The organism is Streptomyces sp. Sge12, from assembly GCF_002080455.1.
Classification (GTDB): Bacteria; Actinomycetota; Actinomycetes; order Streptomycetales; family Streptomycetaceae; genus Streptomyces.
In genome coordinates this window covers 5,616,351-5,636,837 of the sequence record NZ_CP020555.1, presented here as the reverse complement: position 1 = coordinate 5,636,837, position 20,487 = coordinate 5,616,351, and the positions used below count along the sequence as shown (strand labels likewise).

Sequence of the window (20,487 nt, the reverse complement as noted above, 5' to 3'; positions counted from 1 at the left end):
CGGCGGGGCTGACATGGGACGGCGGGGCTACGCCAGGTGGGCGCGGACTTCCGCCGCCGCCTCGTCGCCGTACGCCTTGGTGAAGCGCTCCATGAAGTGGGCCCGGGCCAGGGTGTACTCCTGGGTGCCCAGCGTCTCGATGACCAGCGTCGCGAGCATGCAGCCCAGCTGCGCGGCCCGCTCCAGGCCGACGCCCCAGCCCAGACCGGTCAGGAACCCGGCGCGGAACGCGTCGCCGACACCCGTCGGGTCGACCTTCGCGGTCTCCTCGGGGCAGCCGACCACGATCGGGGCCTCGCCCACGCGCTCGATCTTGACGCCGTTGGAGCCCAGCGTGGTCACGCGGGTGCCGACCTTGGCCAGGATCTCCTCGTCGGTCCAGCCGGACTTCGACTCGATGAGGCCCTTCTCGTACTCGTTCGAGAAGAGGAAGGTCGCGCCCTCCATCAGGGTGCGGATGTTGTCGCCGTCCATGCGGGCGATCTGCTGCGAGAAGTCGGCGGCGAAGGGGATCCCGCGGGTGCGGCACTCCTCCGTGTGGCGCAGCATCGCCTCGGGGTCGTCCGCGCCGATGAGGACCAGGTCGAGGCCGCCCACCCGGTCGGCGACGGCCTTCAGCTCGATCAGCCGGGCCTCGCTCATCGCCCCCGTGTAGAAGGAGCCGATCTGGTTGTGGTCGGCGTCCGTGGTGCACACGAAGCGCGCGGTGTGCAGCACCTCGGAGATCCGGACGGACTCGGTGTCGACTCCGTGCCGGTCCAGCCAGGCGCGGTACTCGTCGAAGTCGTAGCCGGCGGCGCCGACGAGGATCGGGCGGCTGCCGAGCTGCCCCATGCCGAAGCAGATGTTCGGGCCGACCCCGCCCCGACGGACATCGAGGTTGTCGACGAGGAAGGAGAGGGAGACCGTGTGCAGCTGGTCCGCGACGAGCTGGTCGGCGAAACGGCCGGGGAAGGTCATGAGGTGGTCAGTGGCGATGGAGCCGGTGACTGCGATGCGCACGGCGAGGACGCTCCTGCTGAGGACGGCGAGGGACAGTCAAAACTACCCGGTCCGCGACCCCAGGCCGAACCCAAGAAACTACCCCTTAGTAGGTCTTTCTTCGCGTGAGCTCCGATGCCTACGGTGCCTCCATGACCTATACCGACGGTTTCGGCTACTCCGAGTACACCGCCGACAAGCGCGGCGCGGAAGCCCCACGACAGCCCGGCTTCGCCCGCCTGCTGGGTGACTGCGCCCGGATGGCCCCGCACTGGGCGGTCCCGGCGGGTCCCCGGCCGGTCCGCGTGGCTCCCTCGCAGATCCACGGGATCAGCGTGCCGCCCGCCTCGGCCCGGCTGATCGCCGCCACGTCCGTGTACGGGGACCAGTAGAAGGGAACCGGTTGCCCGCCGGCTCCGTCACACCCGCATCAGGTACGACGGAACCGGAGAAGGAGCGATGCGGTGACCAGCGAACAACCCGACACATCACGCGGCACTCGGCGGCGGCCCGCCTGGGCCGTCGCCTCGATCGCGGCCGCCGTCCTGCTGACGGGCGGCGGCACCGCGTACTGGGCGTCGACCGCCTACGGGGACGGCGGGTCGGGCCACCGTACGGGTGACAGCGCGGCCTCCGCGCCCCGCGACGCGGGAGACCCCTCGGGGCCGGGCATCGCCCCGGGGGAGCCCGACCCGTCCGGCGGCGGGGTGGTCTACCGGGCCGACGTGAAGCTTCCGGAGGCCCCGGCGAGCGCGCCGACGTACGCCCTGTCCGGCGAGGTCACCTCGGCGGAGGTGGCGCGGCTGGCGGCGGCCCTGGGCCTGCCGGGCGAGCCGCGGCTGAGCGGGGACGTCTGGCTGGCCGGGGAGGCCGCCGACGGGGTCGGGCCCCGGCTGACGGTGACCCGTACGGCACCGGGGACGTGGAACTTCGCGCGTTTCCAGGGGTCGGGCAGCGGGACGGGCAACGGCGCCGGGGACGACTGCGTGCGCGGCAAGGACACCTGCGGCCCGGCCACCCTGCCGCGGGACGCGGGCGGCGCGCCCCCGAACGCGGCCGGCGGGGCCGAGGCCGGCAAGCCGGTGTCCGAGGAGGCCGCCAGGGCCGCCGCGGCCCCGGTGCTGGCCGCCGCGGGGGTGGAGGGGGCGAAGCAGGACGCCCGGCTCACCCAGGGCGCGGTGCGGGTGGTGGCGGCCGACCCGGTGGTCGGCGGGCTGCCCACGCAGGGCTGGTCCACGAAGGTGAGCGTCGGCGGCGACGGCACGGTGGTGGGCGCCAACGGCGAGCTGAAGGCCCCCGCCCGGGCGGGCGAGCAGCAGGTGGTCGGGGCCGTGGAGGCGCTGGCCAGGCTGAACGAGAAGTCGGGCGGCGGGTCGGGCAACCCCGAGCCCAGCGGCTGCGCGAGCGCGGTCCCGCTGACGGCGGACGCCCCGGCGGCGGGCACGGACACGGTGCCGTGCAACCCGGAGCCGCGGCCGATGAAGCCCCCGCGGACGGAGACGGTACGGGGCGCCGTGCTCGGGCTGGTCCCCGGCACGGTGAACGGGGCGCAGGGGCTGGTTCCGGCCTGGCTCTTCGAGGTGGCGGGCCAGGGCGGTGGGCCCGGGCACACGGTGGCCCAGCCGGCCGCGGCCCAGGAGGACACCCCCGGCCCGGCGGACGGGCGTACCGTGCCCGGGTTCTCGTACGCGGAGGCCGACCGGAAGCTGACCGTGAACTTCTGGGGCAGCCCGTGCAGCACCTACGCCGTGGAGGCGCGGGAGCAGGCGGAATCGGTCATGGTGAAGATCACAGACACGCCGAAGAAGCCGGGTCAGGCCTGCATCATGCTGGCGCAGGAGATGTCCTCGACGGTGACGCTCCAGCAGCCGCTGGGCGACCGCAAGGTCGTCGACGCGACGACGGGCAAGCCGCTCCCCCGGCAGTAGGACGCAGCCGGCGCCCCGGGGCTCCGGGGCATGCGCGAGGGCCCGCCTCCGGGTCGGATTCGACCGGAGGCGGGCCCTCGCGTCATGCCGGGTGGTGCGGCCGTTCAGGCTCGGCGCTCGGGCCTAGCTGAACGAGTCGCCGCAGGCGCAGGAGCCCGTGGCGTTGGGGTTGTCGATCGTGAAGCCCTGCTTCTCGATGGTGTCGACGAAGTCGATGGAGGCGCCGTGGAGGTACGGGGAGCTCATCCGGTCCGTGACGACCTTCACACCGTCGAAGTCCTTCACGACGTCGCCGTCGAGGGAGCGCTCGTCGAAGAAGAGCTGGTAGCGCAGGCCGGAGCAGCCGCCGGGCTGGACGGCGACGCGCAGCGCCAGGTCGTCACGGCCTTCCTGCTCCAGCAGGGTCCTGACCTTCTCGGCGGCGGCGTCGGACAGGAGGATGCCGTCGCTCACAGTGGTCTTGTCGTCCTGTACGGACATCTGCATTCACTCCCGAAGTGGGCGGCTCCCCGCCGGAGGCGAGGAAACGTCGGACTCTTGCCGTCGGTGGCAACGAGCGGGACCGCGGATTCATTCCGGGACCCGACGCTTGTTTCAGATATTCCATGCTCGCACACCGCGCGCGGGGGCGGACCCGACGAATCGTGGGCTGATGCGTCACATTGACACTATCGGCATCGTCAAACTGACGTGAAGCGGTTATGATAGATAACGTCAAGTAGACGAGAAGTCGTAGTGATGATCCAGAAATCCCTTGTCGCAGAACAGAAAGGGTGCGTGTCGTGACCACCGCCCAGCCTTTGGACGTCCAGCCGACGCCCCTCGCCCTGCTGCTGCTCGGCCGTGAGGCCGACCCCAAGAGCGAGCGCGGGGTGGAGTGCCCCGGCGACCTGCCCTCGCCGTCGGACCCGAACCTGGTGGCGCGGGCCCGCGCGGCCAAGGAGAAGCTCGGGGACAAGGTCTTCATCCTGGGCCACCATTACCAGCGTGACGAGGTCATCGAGTTCGCGGACGTCACCGGGGACTCCTTCAAGCTGGCCAAGGACGCGGCCGCCAAGCCGGAGGCCGAGTACATCGTCTTCTGCGGCGTGCACTTCATGGCCGAGTCCGCGGACATCCTGACCTCGGACGACCAGAAGGTGGTCCTGCCGGACCTGGCCGCCGGCTGCTCGATGGCCGACATGGCCACCGCCGAGCAGGTCGCGGAGTGCTGGGACGTACTGACCGAGGCCGGTGTCGCCGACGCCACGGTGCCCGTCTCGTACATGAACTCCTCCGCCGACATCAAGGCCTTCACCGGCAAGCACGGCGGCACGATCTGCACCTCGTCCAACGCGAAGAAAGCCCTGGAGTGGGCGTTCGAGCAGGGCGAGAAGATCCTCTTCCTCCCGGACCAGCACCTGGGCCGCAACACCGCCGTCCGCGACATGGGCATGTCCCTGGACGACTGCGTGCTCTACAACCCGCACAAGCCGAACGGCGGCCTGACGGTCGAGCAGCTGCGGAACGCCAAGATGATCCTGTGGCGCGGGCACTGCTCGGTGCACGGCCGGTTCTCGGTCGACTCGGTCAACGACGTCCGCGCCCGGATCCCCGGCGTGAACGTCCTGGTCCACCCCGAGTGCAAGCACGAGGTCGTGGCGGCCGCGGACTACGTCGGCTCGACGGAGTACATCATCAAGGCGCTGGAGGCGGCCCCGGCCGGCTCCAAGTGGGCCATCGGCACCGAGCTGAACCTGGTCCGCCGTCTGGCGAATCGATTCGCTGCCGAGGACAAGGAAGTCGTCTTCCTCGACAAGACGGTCTGCTTCTGCTCGACCATGAACCGCATCGACCTGCCGCACCTGGTGTGGACCCTGGAGTCCCTGGCCGAGGGCAACCTCGTCAACCAGATCCAGGTCGACAAGGAGACGGAGAGCTTCGCGAAGCTCGCCCTGGAGCGGATGCTGGCGCTCCCGTAGCCCCTCCCCTCCCCCGCATGCCCGAAGGGGCGGCTCCTGTGCAGGAGCCGCCCCTTCGGGCATGGGGCATCCGGTCGGGCGGGCCGAGTGGCTCGGCCCGCCCGGGCCGGTCGGAAGCGGGCCGGTCAGACGCGGGCCGGGGTGTCGTCCGAGGAGTCGGACGGGGCCGGGACCACCGTCAGGCGGGCCGTCTTCTTCGCGCGGCGGCGCTCCTTGCGGAGTTCGACCATCGTGTAGAGGGTCGGCACCAGCAGCAGCGTCAGCAGGGTGGAGCTGACCAGGCCGCCGATCACCACGACCGCGAGCGGCTGCGAGATGAAGCCGCCCTCGCCGGTGACGCCGAGCGCCATCGGGAGCAGCGCGAAGATCGTCGCCAGGGCCGTCATCAGGATCGGGCGCAGTCGGTGCCGGCCGCCCTCGATGACCGCTTCGACGACGCCCAGACCCTGGGCGCGGTACTGGTTGACCAGGTCGATCAGGACGATCGCGTTGGTCACGACGATGCCGATGAGCATCAGCATGCCGATCATCGCCGGGACGCCCATCGGGGTGCCCGTGACGAGCAGCAGGCCCAGGGCGCCGGTCGCCGCGAACGGGATGGAGACCAGCAGGATCAGCGGCTGGACCAGTGAGCGGAACGTCGTGACCAGCAGCATGAACACGATCGCGATGGCCGCGAGCATGGCCAGGCCGAGCGAGCCGAAGGCCTCGTCCTGGTCCTCGGAGACGCCGCCGATGGAGGCCGTGGCGCCGTCCGGCAGGTCCAGCGCCTTGAGCTTGGTCTGGAGCTCGGCGCTGACCGCGCCGGTGTTGTCGCCGAGCGGCCGGGCGGTGACGGTGGCGGCGCGGGCGCCGTCGATCCGGGTCATCGCGACGGGGCCGGGGACCTCCTTGACCTCGGCGATGTCGCCGAGCTTGACCGGGCCGACCGGGAGCGCCTGCAGTTCGGCCAGGGTGGTGGCCGGCTGCGCGGACTTGATGACGATGTCCCGCTCGGTGTCGTCCAGTACGGCCTTGCCCGCCGGGTTGCCCCGTACGGCCTGCGCGACGATCGCGCCGAGCGCGGCCTGGTTCAGGCCGGCCTCGGCCGCCTTGGGGGTGGCCGTCACGGAGATGCGGGGCACGGACTGGGACAGGTCGCTCTGCACGTCGGCGACGTTCTTGAGCTTCGCCACCTCGGCGCGGACCTGCTCGGCCGCCTCGGCGAGGACCTTGGCGTCGCCGGCCTTGACGACCACGCTGAGGTTCTGGCTGCCGAAGCCGTCGCCCGCCACGATGCGGGTCTCGCCGATGCCGTCGAGGGCGGCCAGCTTGTCCTCGATGCCCTTCTTGACGGAGTCCGCCTTGCCGGAGTCCTTCAGGGTGACCTGGTACGAGGCCTGGTTGGAGCCCGTACCGCCGCCGAAGGCCGCGAGGAAGCCGGAGGAACCGACGGTGACCTGGTAGCTCTTGACGCCGTCGACCGAGCCCAGGACCTTCTCGATCTTGCGGCTCGCCTCGTCGGAGGCGGCCAGAGAGGTGCCGGGGGCCAGCTCCTGCTTGACCGTCAGGACTTCCTGCTCGCCCTGGTCGAAGAAGTTGGTCTTCAGCATCGGGGTCATCGCGAGGGTGCCGATCAGGACGACCACCGCGATGGCCACGCTGGTCAGCCGGCGCCGGGTGGCGAAGCCCAGGACGCGGACGTAGAAGAGCTGGAGGCGGCTGCGCGCCTCCTTCTCCTCGGCCTCGCGGCGGGCCTTCGCCGCGCTCTCGGCGTTCGCGGGGTCGACGCCCTTGGGGGCGCTCAGGAACCAGTACGAGAGCACCGGTACGACCGTCAGCGAGACGAGCAGCGAGGCCAGCAGGGCCGCGGTGACCGTGAGCGAGAACGAGCCGAAGAGCTCGCCGATCATGCCGCCGGTGAGACCGATCGGCAGGAAGACGGCGACGGTGGTGAGGGTGGAGGAGGTGACCGCGCCGGCGACCTCCTTGACCGCGGTGATGATGGCGGTCTCGCGCTCCTCGCCGTAGCCGAGGTGGCGCTTGATGTTCTCCAGGACCACGATCGAGTCGTCGACGACCCGGCCGATGGCGATGGTGAGGGCGCCCAGGGTCAGCATGTTGAGCGACAGGTCCTGGGTCCACAGCACGATGAGCGCGAGGACCACGGACAGCGGGATGGAGACCGCGGTGACCAGCGTCGAGCGCAGCGAGGCGAGGAAGACCAGGATCACGATCACCGCGAACAGCAGGCCGAGCAGGCCCTCGGTGGTCAGGCTGGAGATGGACTTGGCGACGGCCGGGCCCTGGTCGCTGACGACGGTCAGGTCGGCGCCGGCGCCGACCGTGGTGCGCAGCTCGGGGAGCTTGTCCTTGACCGCGTCGGAGATGGCGACGGCACTGCCGTCCTTGTCCATGGTGAGGACGAGGGCGAGGCTGGGCTTGCCGTTGGTCCGGGTGATGGAGACGGCCTTGGCCGGCTCCTGCTTGACGGCCGCGACGTCGCCGAGGCGGACGGCGGGCTTGCCCGGGCCGGGGCTCAGGCGCAGCTCCTGCAGCTGGGCGAGGGAGGTGTAGCCGGAGCCGACGCGCACGGTGCGGTTCTTGCCCGCCTCGTCGAAGGAGCCGGCGGGGACGGCCGCGCCGCCCGCCTGGAGGCCCTGGGCGAGGGAGGCGCCGTCGAGGCCGGCGGCCGCGAGCTTGGCGTCGTCGGGGGTGACGGTGACCTGGAGGTCCTGGACGCCGTCGACGGTGACCTGGCCGACGCCCTCGATGTCCGACAGCACCGGAACGACGGAACGTTCCAGCTGGTCGGCCAGCGCCTGCTGGTCCTTGTCGGAGGTGACGGCCAGGATGACCGTCGGGATGTCGTCGGTGGAACCGGCCACGACCTGCGGGTCCACCTCGGCGGGCAGCCGGACGCGGGCCCGGTTGACGGCCTGCTGGACGTCGGCGACGAGCTGCTTGGTGCCGCTGTCGCCGTAGTCGAAGGTGGCCATGATGAGGGCGTTGCCCTCGCTGGCGGTGGAGGTGATGCCGGTGAGGCCGTCGACGCCCTTGAGCATGGCCTCGATCGGTTCGACGACCTGCTTCTCCACCACGTCGGGCGAGGCGCCCTGGTACGGCGCGAGCACGGAGACCATCGGCAATTCGATGGAGGGCAGCAGCTGCTGCTTGAGCTGCGGAATGGCTATGGCGCCGAAGAGGAGCGCGACGATCGACACGAGGCCGACCAACGCCCTTTGGGCCAGGCTGAAGCGGGACAGCCAGGACATGGGTATGAGATCTCTCTGCAGTGACGAACGCGAGGGCACCACCACCCTGTCCCATCGCGGTGGCGCATTGCGTCGCTCGCAGGTGCCGTCCTTATGTGCGGCATACCGCGTCTGGAGTACGTCGTACCGGGCGGTTCTACTCCGCGCGAGGGCGGACCAGTCCCGATTCGTACGCAATGACCACCAATTGGGCCCGGTCGCGGGCGCCGAGCTTGGCCATGGCCCGGTTCACGTGGGTCTTGACGGTCAGCGGGCTGACCTCCAGCCGTCCGGCGATCCCGTCGTTGGACAGCCCGGCCGCGACGTGTACGAGGACCTCGCGCTCCCGGACGGTCAGCGCGGCGAGCCGCTGCGCGTGGGCCCCGGCCGAGTCCATGGCCGCGGCCGGGTCGGCGCCGCCGCCCTGGGCGAGGAAGGTGGCGATGAGCCCTTTGGTGGCGGCCGGGGAGAGCAGGGCCTCGCCGGCCGCGGCGACCCGGATGGCGTTCAGCAGTTCGTCGGGCTCGGCGCCCTTGCCGAGGAAGCCGGAGGCGCCGGCCCGCAGCGCCGAGACCACGTACTCGTCGACCTCGAAGGTCGTCAGCATCACCACGCGCACGCCGGCGAGTTCCGGGTCCGCGCTGATCATGCGGGTGGCGGCGAGCCCGTCGGTGCCGGGCATGCGGATGTCCATGAGGACGACGTCGGGGCGCGTGCGGCGGGCGAGTTCGACGGCCTGCGCCCCGTCGGAGGCCTCCCCGACGACCTCCATGTCGTGCTCGGAGTCGACGAGCACCTTGAAGGCGCTGCGCAGCAGTGCCTGGTCGTCGGCGAGCAGCACCCTCAGGGGCGCGGCGGCGGGCAGGTCCGGGGCGGTGTGGTCCACGGGGTGAGGGTACGCGGCCCCGCCTGCGGCCCGCTCAGCCCAGGGCGAGGACGATCAGGGCGGTGGTCGCCGCGACCTCCGCGAGGGCGCCGAAGACGTCCCCGGTGACTCCGTCGAAGCGGCGTACGCAGCGGCGGAGCAGCAGTTCGGCGGCGAGCAGGGCGGCCAGGACGGCCGCCGCGTACTGCGCGGCGGCGGCCGGGCCCAGCGGGAGGGCGGCTGCCGCGGCCGCCGCGACGGCGAGCAGGGCGATCAGTAGGGCGGCGCGGCGCGGGACCGCTCCGGCGACCGCGGCGCCGAGTCCCCCGGGGCGGGCCGCCGGGACGCCTTCGCGGGAGGCCAGGGTCATGGCGAGGCGGGCCGCGAAGGCGGCGACCACGGCGGCGAGGGCGCCGCGGACCCAGCTGTCGGCGTAGATCTCGGACAGCGCGGCGACCTGGAGGAGCAGTACGACGATCAGCGTGACGACACCGAAGGGGCCGATGTCGGACTGCTTCATGATGCGCAGGGCCTCGCCGGCGGGTTTGGCGCTGCCCAGCCCGTCGGCGGTGTCGGCGAGGCCGTCCAGGTGCAGTGCCCGGGTCAGCGCGGCGGGCGCGGCGACGGTGAGGGTCGCGGCGAGCAGCGGTCCCCCGCCGAGCAGCAGGAGGAGTACGCCCGGCAGGGCCGCGAGCAGGCCGACGACCAGTCCGGCGAGCGGGGCGCAGGCCATTCCGGTGCGGGCGGCGGGACGGTCCCAGCGGGTGATGCGGGCGGGCAGCACGGTGAGGGTGCCGAACGCGAAACGGACGCCGTCGAGGAACGAGGCGCGTTCCGGGGGCGGCGTCAGGGGCGGGCCGTCGAACGAATCTGTCATCGGCGGGAACGGTACCCGCTCGGCGCGAGCGGTAAATTACCCCATACCTGCCAAATAGGGAGTCAGTGGGATGGGTCACTGGTGGTATCGGAACATCGTCGAACCGGGGAAGCTGCCCCTCCTGCTCGCCCTGCTCTCGTTCGTGATGTCGTTCCTGGTCACCCGGGTGATCACCCGGCTGATCCGGGCCGGCCGCGGCCCCTTCAAGAACGTCACCCCCGGTGGCATCCACATCCACCACGTGGTGCCCGGGGTGATCCTCGTGATCATCGGCGGATTCGGCGCGGTGGGCAGCGGCCGGCACGGCTTCGGCGCATGCGCCTCCGCCGTGATCTTCGGGCTGGGCGCGGGCCTGGTCCTGGACGAGTTCGCACTGATCCTGCACCTCGACGACGTCTACTGGAGCGAGCAGGGCCGCAAGAGCGTGGAGATCGTCGTCGTCACGGCCGCCCTGGTGGCGCTGGTCCTGGGCGGCTTCGTGCCCTTCGGCGTGAACGACCTGTCCGCCGAGGAGCGCCAGAGCCGCGGCCTGGTCGCCATGAACGCGGCCACCAACTTCTTCCTGGCCCTGATCGCCCTGTGGAAGGGCAAGGCGCGCACCGCCCTCTTCGGCCTGGTGGTGCCCTTCGTCGCACTGGTCGGCGCGATCCGGCTGGCCCGGCCCGGGTCCCCGTACGCGAAAAAGTTCTACGCGAACCGTCCGCGCGCCCGCGCCAGGGCCGGGCTGCGGGCCTTCCACCACGACCGGCGGTGGGCGGGGCCGCGCCGCAGGTTCGAGAACTTCATCGGCGGGACCCCGGACCCGGACCACGATCCGGACCAGGTGGTCTCCCTGGAGAAACCTCCCCCGCACTGAGAACGGCGGTGGGCCCTCCCCGGGAAGGGGAGGGCCCACCGCCGTTTCGTCGGTGTGCCCGGCCGGGGCTCAGCCCGGGATCAGGCCGTCGTCGCGGAGCATCTCCCGGACCTCGTCGAGGGTCGCGCCGGGGGCCGGCAGGATCAGCTCGGACGGCTCCAGGGCGTCGTCGGGCAGCGGCTCACCGAGCCGCCGTACGGCTTCGAGCAGCGCGCCGAGCGTGCGCCGGAAGCCCTCCCCGTCGCCGCTCTGCATCTCCGCGAGCAGTTCGTCGTCCAGCTTGTTGAGCTCGGCGAGGTGGCTGTCCGCCAGCTCCACCTGGCCTTCCCCCATGATGCGGACAATCATGACGGGCCCCGTCCTACTGCTTGTCGAACCGGTGCGGAGTCTGCGGCTGCTGCCCGTTGCCCTGGGCGCCGCCCTCGATGGCCTGCTGCTGGGCGGACGGGCCGCCCGCCAGCTCGGCCTTCATGCGCTGGAGCTCCAGTTCCACGTCGGAGCCGCCCGAGAGGCGGTCCAGTTCGGCCTGGATGTCGTCCTTGGAGCCGAGTCCGCTCCGGTCGTCGAGCGCGCCGGAAGCCAGCAGCTCGTCGATCGCGCCGGCGCGGGCCTGCAGCTGGGCGGTCTTGTCCTCGGCCCGCTGGATGGCCAGGCCGACGTCGCTCATCTCCTCGGAGATGCCGGAGAAGGACTCCGCGATCCGGGTCTGCGCCTGGGCCGCCGTGTAGGTGGCCTTGATGGTCTCCTTCTTCGTCCGGAAGGCGTCCACCTTGGCCTGGAGCCGCTGCGCGGCCAGCGTCAGCTTCTCCTCCTCGCCCTGAAGGGTCTGGTGCTGCACCTCCAGATCGCTGACCTGCTGCTGGAGCGAGGCGCGGCGGGAGAGGGCCTCACGGGCCAGGTCCTCGCGGCCGAGGGCGAGGGCCTTGCGGCCCTGGTCCTCCAGCTTCGCGGACTGCCCCTGGAGCTGGTTGAGCTGCAGCTCCAGGCGCTTGCGGGAGGTCGCGACGTCGGCGACTCCGCGGCGCACCTTCTGGAGCAGCTCCAGCTGCTTCTGGTACGAGTAGTCGAGGGTCTCGCGCGGGTCCTCGGCCCGGTCAAGGGCCTTGTTCGCCTTCGCGCGGAAGATCATCCCCATACGCTTCATGACACCGCTCATGGGCTTCGCGCGCCCCCTTCTAGACGGACTGTGCTCCAGGTCACCGACAGAACCCACAGTACGGGCCCTGTCTCCATTACCGCACTGTTCGAGTACGGATGCGCTCCTCCTCCAGGACGACTACGCCCGCGCCCCATCAGGCGTAAGGAGTAGGTGATCCCAGGAGAGCGGGCCCACCGCACACACCGTGCAATGGGAAGACGCCCGCCGTTGCCGGATCGTTCCCCAGCGGGGTGGGGCCCATGCCCGCAACCACGTACGCTTGGGTTTTGTGTTTGGTAGCCGCTCCTCCAAGGAAGAGAAGGCCGCCGCCACCGACAAGGTGAGCGCCGACCTCTCGCAGCCCCGTGACCCGCAGGCCCCGAAGGGCCGCCCTACGCCGAAGCGTGCTGTGGCCCAGTCGCAGCGCAAGGCCGTGGTGGCCTCGACCGGCAACCGCAAGGAGGATGCCAAGCGAGCGCGTGAGCGTCGCCGCAGCGAGATGGCCAAGCAGCGCGAGGCGCTGGCCAATGGCGACGAGCGTTACCTGCCGACCCGTGACAAGGGTCCCGTGCGCCGGTTCGTCCGCGACTACGTGGACTCCCGCTACTCGGTCGCCGAGATGTTCCTGCCCCTGGCCGTGGTCATCCTCGTGCTGAGCATGGTGCGCCAGCCGGCGATCCAGAGCATCGCGCTGATGCTGTGGCTCGGTGTGATCGTCCTGATCATCCTCGACTCCATCGGCCTGGTCTTCCGCCTCCGCAAGTCCCTCAATGAGCGCTTCCCGAACGAGCCGCGCCGCGGCGCGATCGCGTACGGCCTCATGCGCACCCTCCAGATGCGCCGGCTCCGCCTGCCGAAGCCGCAGGTCAAGCGCGGGGAACGGCCCTGAGCCGAGCGACGCCCGGCGCGTCGGGGGAAGGCTTCGCAGAAGGTGCCCGGCTCTGGCTCGAAGGCCTGGGCGGACTGCGCAACGCGGTCCGGCAGGAACTCGTGGGCCGGCAGGTCGACGAGCAGATCGCGCACCGCTTCCCGGTCGGGCAGCGGCTGCGCGTGCTCGACGTCGGCATGGGCCAGGGCACGCAGGCGCTGCGGCTGGCCCGCGCCGGGCACAAGGTGACGGGCCTGGAGCAGGACCCGGGCATGCTGGCCGTCGCCCGTGAGGCGCTGGCCGCGGAGCCCGAAGGGATCCGTGACCGGGTCACCCTCATGGAGGGCGACGGCCGCGAGACCGGGGCCCACTTCCTGCCGGGCAGCTTCGACGTGGTGCTGTGCCACGGGGTGCTGATGTACGTGCCCGAGCCGGACGCCATGCTGGCCGGGCTGGCCCGGATGCTGGCCCCGGGCGGACTGCTGTCCCTGCTGGTGCGCAACGGCGACGCGCTCGCCATGCGGCCGGGTCTGGACGGCGACTGGAAGGCCGCCCTGGCCGCCTTCGACTCCATCGACTACACGAACCGGCTCGGCCTGGACGTCCGCGCGGACCGGCTGGCCGGCCTGACGGCCACCCTGTCGGGGATCGGCGCGCCGCTGCAGGCCTGGTACGGGGTGCGCGTCTTCACCGACGGCACCGAGGCGGGCGAGGTCCTGCCGCCCGACGGGGAACTGGAGCGGCTGCTGGCCGCCGAGGACCGCGCCGGGCGCAGCGATCCGTACCGGGGCGTGGCAGCACTGCTGCACCTGTGCGGGGTACGGGGCTAGGCCGTCTCATTGACACAACGACGGTGCCGCCGGGTCACAGACCCGGCGGCACCGTCGTTCTCGTGCCTGCCGAACGGCTACCGGACGGCTACGCGTCCAGCGCCGCGCGCAGGCTCATCGTGTAGAGCTCGGTCCCGGCGTCGTCGGACAGTTTGACCTGCTCGACGCCGCCCTCCAGCAGGTCCTTCCAGTACTCGCCGATCCAGGACTCCGCGTCGCCCTGCGTGGTGAACTCCTCCGGAACCACCGACGGGCTCGTCTCGGTGCCGTCGGCCGTCTCGAACCGCCACGTCCACGCCATGTCCGCCTCCGTTGCTCGCACACTTCCTGCCCTGAGTCTGCCCGCAGAGTAACCGGGCGCGCAGCAGTCTCGGCGACGCGGGAGGATCATCCTGTGGAACTCACTCTGCTCGGCACCGGCACACCCGAGGGCCTGCCCCGCCCCGGCTGCCCCTGTGCTGCCTGCGCGGTCTCCGTCGGGCTGCGCTCCCGCGCCGCGACGGCCCTCCTCGTCGACGGGGCGCTGCTGCTGGACCTGACCCCCGGGGCGGTACTGGCCGGGGCCCGGGCCGGGCATTCGCTGGCCGGGGTGCGGCAGGTCCTGCTGACCCACCCGCACGACGGGCCCGCGGTCGAGCTGCCGCCCGGTCTGCCGGCCGCCGGGCGGGTGCCGGACGGGCGGGAGCTGGCGGTGATCTCCGGACACCGGGTGCGGGCCGTGCCGATGGACGCGCCGGGCACCGGGTACGAGGTGACCGGCCCGGACGGCCGCCGGCTGCTGTACCTGCCGCCCGGCGGCGCCCCCGCCGGGGTGGCGGACCGGTCCGGGCAGGACCCGTACGACATGGTCCTCGCCGATGTGCTGGGCCGTCCCGAGGCGCTGGCGCGGCTGCGGGCCGGCGGCGCGGTGGGCCCGGCCACGGACGTGATCGCCGTCCACCTGGACCACGACACCCCGCCGGGCGCGGAGCTGGCCCGCCGGTGCGCGGCCGCCGGGGCCCGGGCGGTGCCGGACGGGACCACCCTGAGGGTCGGGGAGTACCTCGCGGTGCCCGACCTGCCGCGCCGGACGCTGGTGCTGGGCGGGGCCCGTTCCGGCAAGTCCGTGGAGGCGGAACGACGGCTGGAGTCCTTCCCCGAGGTGGTCTACGTCGCCACCGGCGGCACCCGGGACGGGGACCCGGAGTGGGCGCAGCGGGTCGGTCTGCACCGGGAGCGGCGGCCGGGGACCTGGCGGACGGTGGAGACCTGCGAGCTGGCCCCGCTGCTGGCGCAGGACGGCCCGCCGCTGCTGATCGACTGCCTGGCGCTGTGGCTGACGGACGCCATGGACCGGGCCGGGGCCTGGGACGACGCCGTGTGGGCGGGCGGCGGGCAGCGCCGCCTCGCCGAGCGGACCGCCGAGTTGGTGGCGGCCGTGCGTGCGACGCACCGTCAGGTGGTGCTGGTCAGCAACGAGGTCGGCTCGGGCGTCGTCCCGGCGACCGCCTCCGGCCGCCGCTTCCGCGACGAGTTGGGCCGGCTGAACGCGGCCGTCGCGGGCGAGTGCGAGCACGTGCTGCTGGTCGTCGCGGGTCTCGTCGGCGTGCTCAAGGAGTAGCGCGGCTGCGGGCCCCGCCCGGGTCCCGTCCGGCCGGACAGGACCCGGCGGGCGGGGGCGGACCGGTCCTGCCGGACGCGTGTGCGGGAGCGGGCCGGAACGGGGCGCCCAAGGCCTGAGGGAAGGCCTTACCGGCTGTACTCTCTGGCAGATGAGCACGCTGAATCTCGACGACTTCTCCGATCTGATCGAGCGCCCCGACGGGGGCGTCCGACGTGATGCCGAGGAACGCCGTGAGCGCCTCGCCGTCCCGCCCGGCGCGCTGGGCCGGCTCGACGAGCTCGCCGAATGGCTCGCCGCAGCGCAGGGGCAGGTTCCGGTCAAGCCGATCGAGCGGCCCCGCGTGGTGCTGTTCGCCGCCGACCACGGGATCGCCACCGAGGGCGTCTCCGCCCGGGCCGCCTCCACCGGTCACGAACTGGTGCGGGCCGTCCTCGACGGGACCAGCCCCGTGGCCATCCTGGCCGGCCGGCTCGGCGCCACCATACGGATCGTCGACGCCGGGCTCGACTGCGATCCCGAGCTGCTCCCCGCGGACGTGACCGGGCACCGGGTGCGGCGCGGCAGCGGCCGGATCGACGTGGAGGACGCGCTGACGGCCGAGGAGGCCGAGGCCGCGGTGCGGCTCGGGATGCGGATCGCCGACGAGGAGGCCGACTCCGGAACGGACCTGGTCGTCCTCGGTGACCTCAGCGTGGGCGGCACCACCGTCGCCGCCACCCTCGTCGCCGCCCTGTGCGGAACCGACGCCTCCGTGGTCACCGGCCGCGGCGGACTGCCCATCGACGACCTGGCCTGGATGCGCAAGTGCGCGGCGATCCGCGACGCGCTGCGCCGGGCCCGCCCGGTCCTGGGCGACCAGGTGGCGCTGCTGGCCGCGGTCGGCGGCGCGGACGTGGCCGCCATCACCGGTTTCCTTCTCCAGTGCGCGGTACGTCGTACTCCGGTCATTCTCGACGGGGTGGTTTCGGCCGCGTGCGGGCTGGTGGCCCAGCGGGCCGCGTTCCGGGCTCCCGACTGGTGGCTGGCCGGTCAGGCCAGCGGCGAGCCGGGGCAGGCGAAAGCACTTGACCGAATGGCGCTCAACCCCGTGCTCGATCACGGCGTCACAGTAGGTGAAGGTACCGGGGCACTGCTGGCCCTTCCCCTCGTCCAGGCGGCCGCCGCACTCGCGGCGGAACTGCCTGAGCGGGCGGCGGAGGAGCCGACGGAATGAGCCGCCGGGGCCCCGGGTCCTGACCAGGCCGAGGCCCTCGAGCGCGCAATCACGGACAGCTGCGCCCCATATGATCGCTTTTTATGGGAGAGGTCCGTTTGACCAGCGCAGAGACCGACCGCACCGCCTCGGCGGCGACCGGTCCGTCAGCCGGCAGGAAAGAGACCGGCGGCGACCCCGCCGGCAGGACGGCGGGGGGTGGCCGGGAGACCGGCCGGGGGAGCACCCGCTCGCGGCGCGGCGCCGCCTTCGCGGTGTGGTACCTGCGGGCCGTCACCTTCATCAACTTCCTCAGCGCGGTATGGGTTTCGCTCGGGCAGGACCTCAGACGCCACAACATCGAGGACTTCTACACCCCGTACATGCTCACCGCGGGCTTCGCCTCCGGGCTGTTCACGCTGCTGCTCGCCGTCACCCTCGGCCGCCGCAAGCGGGCCTCCTGGATCCTCAACCTCGTCCTCAGCGGCCTGCTGGCCCTGCTGCTCGCCTACGCGCTCTACGCGTACGAGGAGATCCGCGAGCACCCGCAGAACTGGGTCTCCCTGGCCCTGACGGCCGCCTTCGCGGGGGCCCTGCTGCTGGGCCGCCGCGAGTTCTACGCCAAGGGCGACCGCTCCAACCCGGCGCTCGCCACCGCCGTCGCCGCCATCGGCCTGCTGTTCACCTCGCTGGTCGCGGCCCTGCTCGTCGGCGCCACCAACACCTCACCGCTCAGCGCCGAGGCCTCCTTCCCGGCCCGCTGGAAGTACGGCGTGATGCGGCTGATCACCCTGGCGCCCGACGACCGGGCCTACGAGGCGATCACCACCCCCGGCTGGGTGGACGTCTGCATCAACGTCATGTCGATGCTGCTGCTGCTCGCCGTGCTGTTCGCCGCCTTCCGCTCGCGCCGCGCCGTCGACCCGCTCAGCGAGGAGGACGAGGAACGGCTGCGGGCGCTGCTGGCCCGCCAGGGCGACCGCGACTCGCTCGGCTACTTCGCGCTGCGCCGCGAGAAGTCCGTCATCTGGTCCCCCACCGGCAAGGCCGCCGTCACCTACCGCGTCGTCGGCGGGGTCTCGCTGGCCTCCGGCGACCCGATCGGCGACCCCGAGGCCTGGCCCGGCGCCATCGACCCGTGGCTGGCCGAGGCCCGCGAGCACGGCTGGGTGCCGGCCGTGATGGGCGCGAGCGAGGAGGCCGGGCAGATCTACGCCCGGCACGGCCTGGACGCCCTCGAACTCGGCGACGAGGCCATCGTCGAGACCGCCGAGTTCACCCTGGAGGGCCGCGCCATGCGGACCGTCCGGCAGGCCTACAACCGCGTCAAGCGCGCCGGGTACACCGTCCGCATCCGCCGCCACGCCGACATCCCCGCCGAGGAGATGGACGTACTCCTCGAACGCGCCGACGACTGGCGCGACGGCGCCACCGAGCGCGGCTTCTCCATGGCGCTGGGCCGGCTGGGTGATCCCGCCGACGGCCAGTGCGTGATGCTGGAGTGCACCGACGGCAACGGCGACCTGCGGGCCGTGCTGTCCTTCGTACCGTGGGGGCCCAAGGGCCTGTCGCTGGACCTGATGCGCCGCGACCGGGACTCCGAGAACGGCCTGATGGAGTTCATGGTCATCGAACTCCTCGAGCGCTCCAAGGAGATCGGGGTCACCCAGGTCTCGCTCAACTTCGCGATGTTCCGGTCCGTCTTCGAGCGCGGGTCCAAGCTCGGGGCGGGTCCGGTGCTGCGGATGTGGCGCTCGCTGCTCAGCTTCTTCTCCCGCTGGTGGCAGATCGAGTCCCTCTACCGGGCCAACGCCAAATACCGGCCGATCTGGGAACCGCGGTTCATGCTCTTCGAGAAGAGTTCGGACCTGCTGCGGATCGGTGTCGCGGCCGGGCGGGCCGAGGGCTTCCTGGAGGCCCCCGGCCTTCCGAAGTGGCTGCACCGCAGACACCTGGAGACCCGCCGTTGACAGCGTGGAGCACCACCCCACTACGGCGGTTCGCCCGCCGTGAGTGGGGGCCGATGTTCTGGACCGTCCGGGACGCGCTCGTCCACGACACGTGGCGGGCGATCCCGATGACGCTCGGCGCGGTCTGCCTGACCTCCGTCTTCCAGATCGTGCAGAACACCGCCTGGGGCTTCCAGCCCGTCCAGAACCTCGGCTCGGTCAAGGCGGCCGACCCGTTCTGGCTCGCCCTCCTGCGCACCCCGCTGTCGCTGTTCGTCCCGGCCCTGGACCTGCCGGTGTGGGGGGCGCTCGCGCAGATCCTGCTCGTCTTCGGGATCGCCGAGATCTGCATCGGGTGGTGGCGCACCCTGCTGGTCGGCTACGTCGCCACCCTCGCCGGGACCACGTACGCGCGGATCGGGCTCGCGCTGGGCCCGGAACACCCCCTGGGCCTGCCGGTGTCGGACCGGATCGTCAACGACACCGGGCCCTCGGCGGCGGTGGTGGGGCTGGCCATCTACGTCTGCTGGCGCTACCGGGCGTACCTCACCGGCGCCCTGGTGATCCTGGTGATGATCGTCGAGGTGCTCTTCAAGGACAACCTGGCGGGCAAGGAGCACCTGGCGGCCATCGCCGCGGTCATGGCGGTGTGCGTGGTGCGGGCGCACTGGGGGACGGCGGGCTCCCGCGTCCCGCTGGGGCAGCAGTCCCACCCTCCGCCGTAGGGGACGGCGGCGGGCGAGGCCGTACCGTATCCGGGTGACGACAGACCTCGGGCGGTTCGCCCCCACCCGGCAGTGGATGCGGGCGCATCCGCTCGCCACCGATGCCGTGCTGGCGTTCGGGGCGTTCGTCGCCATGGTCGTCGGCTCCTTCGCCGATCCGCACGGGCCGCACGGACCCACCTTCGGGACGCGCACCCCCGAGCCGTTCTCGCTGCTGCTGATGCTGCTCGGCGCGGCCGCCCTCGTCTTCCGGCGCCGGCAGCCGCGCGCGGTGCTCGCCGTGACCTGCGGGCTGTCCCTGCTGGAGCTGACCACCGGGGAGCCGCGGGCGCCCGTCGCCATGTGCACGGTGATCGCCCTGTACACGGTGGCGGCCCGCACCGACCGGCCGACGACCTGGCGGATCGGGCTCCTCACGATGGCGGGGCTGACGGGCGTGGCCATGCTGGCCGGGCCGCTGCCCTGGTACGCCCAGGAGAACATCGGGATCTTCGCCTGGACCGGGATGGCCGCGGCCGCCGGGGACGCCGTACGCAGTCGGCGGGCCTTCGTCGACGCGATCCGGGAACGGGCCGAGCGCGCCGAGCGGACCCGGGACGAGGAGGCCCGGCGGCGGGTCGCCGAGGAGCGGCTGCGGATCGCCCGGGACCTGCACGACGTGGTGGCCCATCACATCGCCCTGGTCAACGTGCAGGCGGGAGTGGCCGCGCACGTCATGGACAAGCGCCCGGACCAGGCGAAGGAAGCACTGGCGCACGTACGGGACGCCAGCCGGTCGGCGCTGAACGAACTGCGGGCCACGGTCGGACTGCTGAGACAGTCGGGCGACCCGGAGGCCCCGACGGAACCCGCGCCCGGGCTGGGCGTCCTGGACGAGCTGGTGGACACCTTCCGGCACGCCGGGCTGCCGGTGGAGGTGATAGTCCAGCTGGACGGGGCGGCGGGGCCGCTGCCGGCGGCCGTGGACCTGGCGGCGTACCGGGTGATCCAGGAGGCGCTGACGAACGTGCGCAAGCACGCGGGGGCGGGGGCGAAGGCGGAGGTCAGCGTGGTCCGGGTGGGGCCGTCGGTGGAGGTCACGGTCCTGGACGACGGCGGCGAGGCGGCGGACGCGGCGCCGGAGCCGACCGATCCGCCGGGCGGCGGGCACGGGCTGCTCGGCATGCGCGAGCGCACCGGCGCGCTGGGCGGCACCTGCTTCGCGGGCCCCCGCTACGGCGGCGGCTACCGCGTCCACGCCACCCTCCCCACGACGTAGCCCCCTCGGCCGGCCCGTTTCCGCCCCGGCCGGGCCGAACCCCGCCCCTCCCGGGCCACATCCAGCTCCGGCCGGGCCGCTTTCGGCCTGGGCCGGGCCACATTCAGCCTCGCCGGCGTTTGAGGCGCGGGTCCGGGCAGAGCCCGGTGCCCGGCGGAGCCGGGTTCCCTGGGGCTCCGCCCCAGACCCCGCGCCTCAAACGCCGGCGGGGCTGGATGTGGCC

19 protein-coding genes are annotated in these 20,487 nt (G+C 72.5%); 11 read left to right on the top strand and 8 right to left on the bottom strand.

Annotation, left to right across the window (positions count from 1 at the left end; translation table 11 throughout):
• Nucleotides 1-27 precede the first annotated feature (27 nt).
• Nucleotides 28-1,002, bottom strand: coding sequence for a carbohydrate kinase family protein (locus B6R96_RS25250; RefSeq protein ID WP_052872517.1), 975 nt, complete (start codon nucleotides 1,000-1,002; stop codon nucleotides 28-30).
• Between the two features lie 131 nt (nucleotides 1,003-1,133).
• Here B6R96_RS25250 and B6R96_RS25245 point away from each other — a divergent pair, with 131 nt between their 5' ends.
• Both B6R96_RS25245 and B6R96_RS25240 read left to right on the top strand, forming a co-directional pair.
• Nucleotides 1,134-1,373: a hypothetical protein gene (locus tag B6R96_RS25245; RefSeq protein ID WP_030389089.1), complete on the top strand. Its 240-nt coding sequence runs from the start codon at nucleotides 1,134-1,136 to the stop codon at nucleotides 1,371-1,373.
• A 72-nt stretch (nucleotides 1,374-1,445) separates the two neighbouring features.
• Nucleotides 1,446-2,909 carry a hypothetical protein gene (locus B6R96_RS25240; RefSeq protein ID WP_081523723.1) on the top strand — a complete coding sequence of 488 codons (1,464 nt, stop codon included), beginning with the start codon at nucleotides 1,446-1,448 and terminating at the stop codon, nucleotides 2,907-2,909.
• A 123-nt stretch (nucleotides 2,910-3,032) separates the two neighbouring features.
• Here B6R96_RS25240 and erpA read toward each other — a convergent pair whose 3' ends face one another.
• On the bottom strand, nucleotides 3,033-3,389 hold the full coding sequence (gene erpA, locus B6R96_RS25235; protein ID WP_030010511.1) for an iron-sulfur cluster insertion protein ErpA: 357 nt from the start codon (nucleotides 3,387-3,389) through the stop codon (nucleotides 3,033-3,035).
• A 293-nt stretch (nucleotides 3,390-3,682) separates the two neighbouring features.
• Between erpA and nadA the strand changes: the two genes are divergently transcribed.
• Entirely contained in the window at nucleotides 3,683-4,870 is a 1,188-nt protein-coding gene (gene nadA, locus B6R96_RS25230) for a quinolinate synthase NadA (RefSeq protein ID WP_030389087.1), read from the top strand.
• A 125-nt stretch (nucleotides 4,871-4,995) separates the two neighbouring features.
• Here the strand turns inward: nadA and B6R96_RS25225 are convergent, their stop codons facing one another.
• From B6R96_RS25225 to cobS, 3 genes are all read right to left on the bottom strand, one after another.
• Nucleotides 4,996-8,124 carry an efflux RND transporter permease subunit gene (locus B6R96_RS25225; protein WP_081523722.1) on the bottom strand — a complete coding sequence of 1,043 codons (3,129 nt, stop codon included), beginning with the start codon at nucleotides 8,122-8,124 and terminating at the stop codon, nucleotides 4,996-4,998.
• A 136-nt stretch (nucleotides 8,125-8,260) separates the two neighbouring features.
• On the bottom strand, nucleotides 8,261-8,989 hold the full coding sequence (locus B6R96_RS25220) for a response regulator (protein WP_051779676.1): 729 nt from the start codon (nucleotides 8,987-8,989) through the stop codon (nucleotides 8,261-8,263).
• A 34-nt stretch (nucleotides 8,990-9,023) separates the two neighbouring features.
• Nucleotides 9,024-9,845 carry an adenosylcobinamide-GDP ribazoletransferase gene (gene cobS / locus B6R96_RS25215; protein ID WP_081523721.1) on the bottom strand — a complete coding sequence of 274 codons (822 nt, stop codon included), beginning with the start codon at nucleotides 9,843-9,845 and terminating at the stop codon, nucleotides 9,024-9,026.
• 70 nt (nucleotides 9,846-9,915) lie between these two features.
• Here cobS and B6R96_RS25210 point away from each other — a divergent pair, with 70 nt between their 5' ends.
• A complete protein-coding gene (locus tag B6R96_RS25210) occupies nucleotides 9,916-10,701 on the top strand; it encodes a hypothetical protein (protein ID WP_081523720.1) in 786 nt (261 codons plus the stop codon).
• A 69-nt stretch (nucleotides 10,702-10,770) separates the two neighbouring features.
• Here the strand turns inward: B6R96_RS25210 and pspAA are convergent, their stop codons facing one another.
• Both pspAA and B6R96_RS25200 read right to left on the bottom strand, forming a co-directional pair.
• Nucleotides 10,771-11,049, bottom strand: coding sequence for a PspA-associated protein PspAA (gene pspAA / locus B6R96_RS25205; RefSeq protein WP_081523719.1), 279 nt, complete (start codon nucleotides 11,047-11,049; stop codon nucleotides 10,771-10,773).
• 13 nt (nucleotides 11,050-11,062) lie between these two features.
• A complete protein-coding gene (locus B6R96_RS25200) occupies nucleotides 11,063-11,857 on the bottom strand; it encodes a PspA/IM30 family protein (RefSeq protein ID WP_081523718.1) in 795 nt (264 codons plus the stop codon).
• 271 nt (nucleotides 11,858-12,128) lie between these two features.
• Here B6R96_RS25200 and B6R96_RS25195 point away from each other — a divergent pair, with 271 nt between their 5' ends.
• Nucleotides 12,129-12,728, top strand: coding sequence for a DUF3043 domain-containing protein (locus B6R96_RS25195; protein ID WP_078626618.1), 600 nt, complete (start codon nucleotides 12,129-12,131; stop codon nucleotides 12,726-12,728).
• 101 nt (nucleotides 12,729-12,829) lie between these two features.
• A complete protein-coding gene (locus tag B6R96_RS25190; protein WP_053705001.1) occupies nucleotides 12,830-13,537 on the top strand; it encodes a class I SAM-dependent methyltransferase in 708 nt (235 codons plus the stop codon).
• An 88-nt stretch (nucleotides 13,538-13,625) separates the two neighbouring features.
• Here the strand turns inward: B6R96_RS25190 and B6R96_RS25185 are convergent, their stop codons facing one another.
• Nucleotides 13,626-13,838, bottom strand: a complete 213-nt coding sequence (locus tag B6R96_RS25185) for a hypothetical protein (RefSeq protein ID WP_030389078.1) — start codon at nucleotides 13,836-13,838, stop codon at nucleotides 13,626-13,628.
• Between the two features lie 93 nt (nucleotides 13,839-13,931).
• Between B6R96_RS25185 and B6R96_RS25180 the strand changes: the two genes are divergently transcribed.
• The 5 genes from B6R96_RS25180 to B6R96_RS25160 all read left to right on the top strand — a co-directional run bounded on the left by B6R96_RS25180 (nucleotide 13,932) and on the right by B6R96_RS25160 (nucleotide 20,264).
• Nucleotides 13,932-15,137, top strand: coding sequence for a bifunctional adenosylcobinamide kinase/adenosylcobinamide-phosphate guanylyltransferase (locus B6R96_RS25180; protein WP_053705000.1), 1,206 nt, complete (start codon nucleotides 13,932-13,934; stop codon nucleotides 15,135-15,137).
• 151 nt (nucleotides 15,138-15,288) lie between these two features.
• On the top strand, nucleotides 15,289-16,353 hold the full coding sequence (gene cobT, locus B6R96_RS25175) for a nicotinate-nucleotide--dimethylbenzimidazole phosphoribosyltransferase (RefSeq protein WP_081523717.1): 1,065 nt from the start codon (nucleotides 15,289-15,291) through the stop codon (nucleotides 16,351-16,353).
• 83 nt (nucleotides 16,354-16,436) lie between these two features.
• Nucleotides 16,437-18,302, top strand: a complete 1,866-nt coding sequence (locus B6R96_RS25170; RefSeq protein WP_081523716.1) for a phosphatidylglycerol lysyltransferase domain-containing protein — start codon at nucleotides 16,437-16,439, stop codon at nucleotides 18,300-18,302.
• Between the two features lie 53 nt (nucleotides 18,303-18,355).
• Nucleotides 18,356-19,006: a hypothetical protein gene (locus B6R96_RS37340; RefSeq protein WP_051779674.1), complete on the top strand. Its 651-nt coding sequence runs from the start codon at nucleotides 18,356-18,358 to the stop codon at nucleotides 19,004-19,006.
• 76 nt (nucleotides 19,007-19,082) lie between these two features.
• Complete coding sequence (locus tag B6R96_RS25160) at nucleotides 19,083-20,264, top strand: sensor histidine kinase (RefSeq protein ID WP_107475582.1); 1,182 nt, start codon at nucleotides 19,083-19,085, stop codon at nucleotides 20,262-20,264.
• Nucleotides 20,265-20,487: the final 223 nt, after the last annotated feature.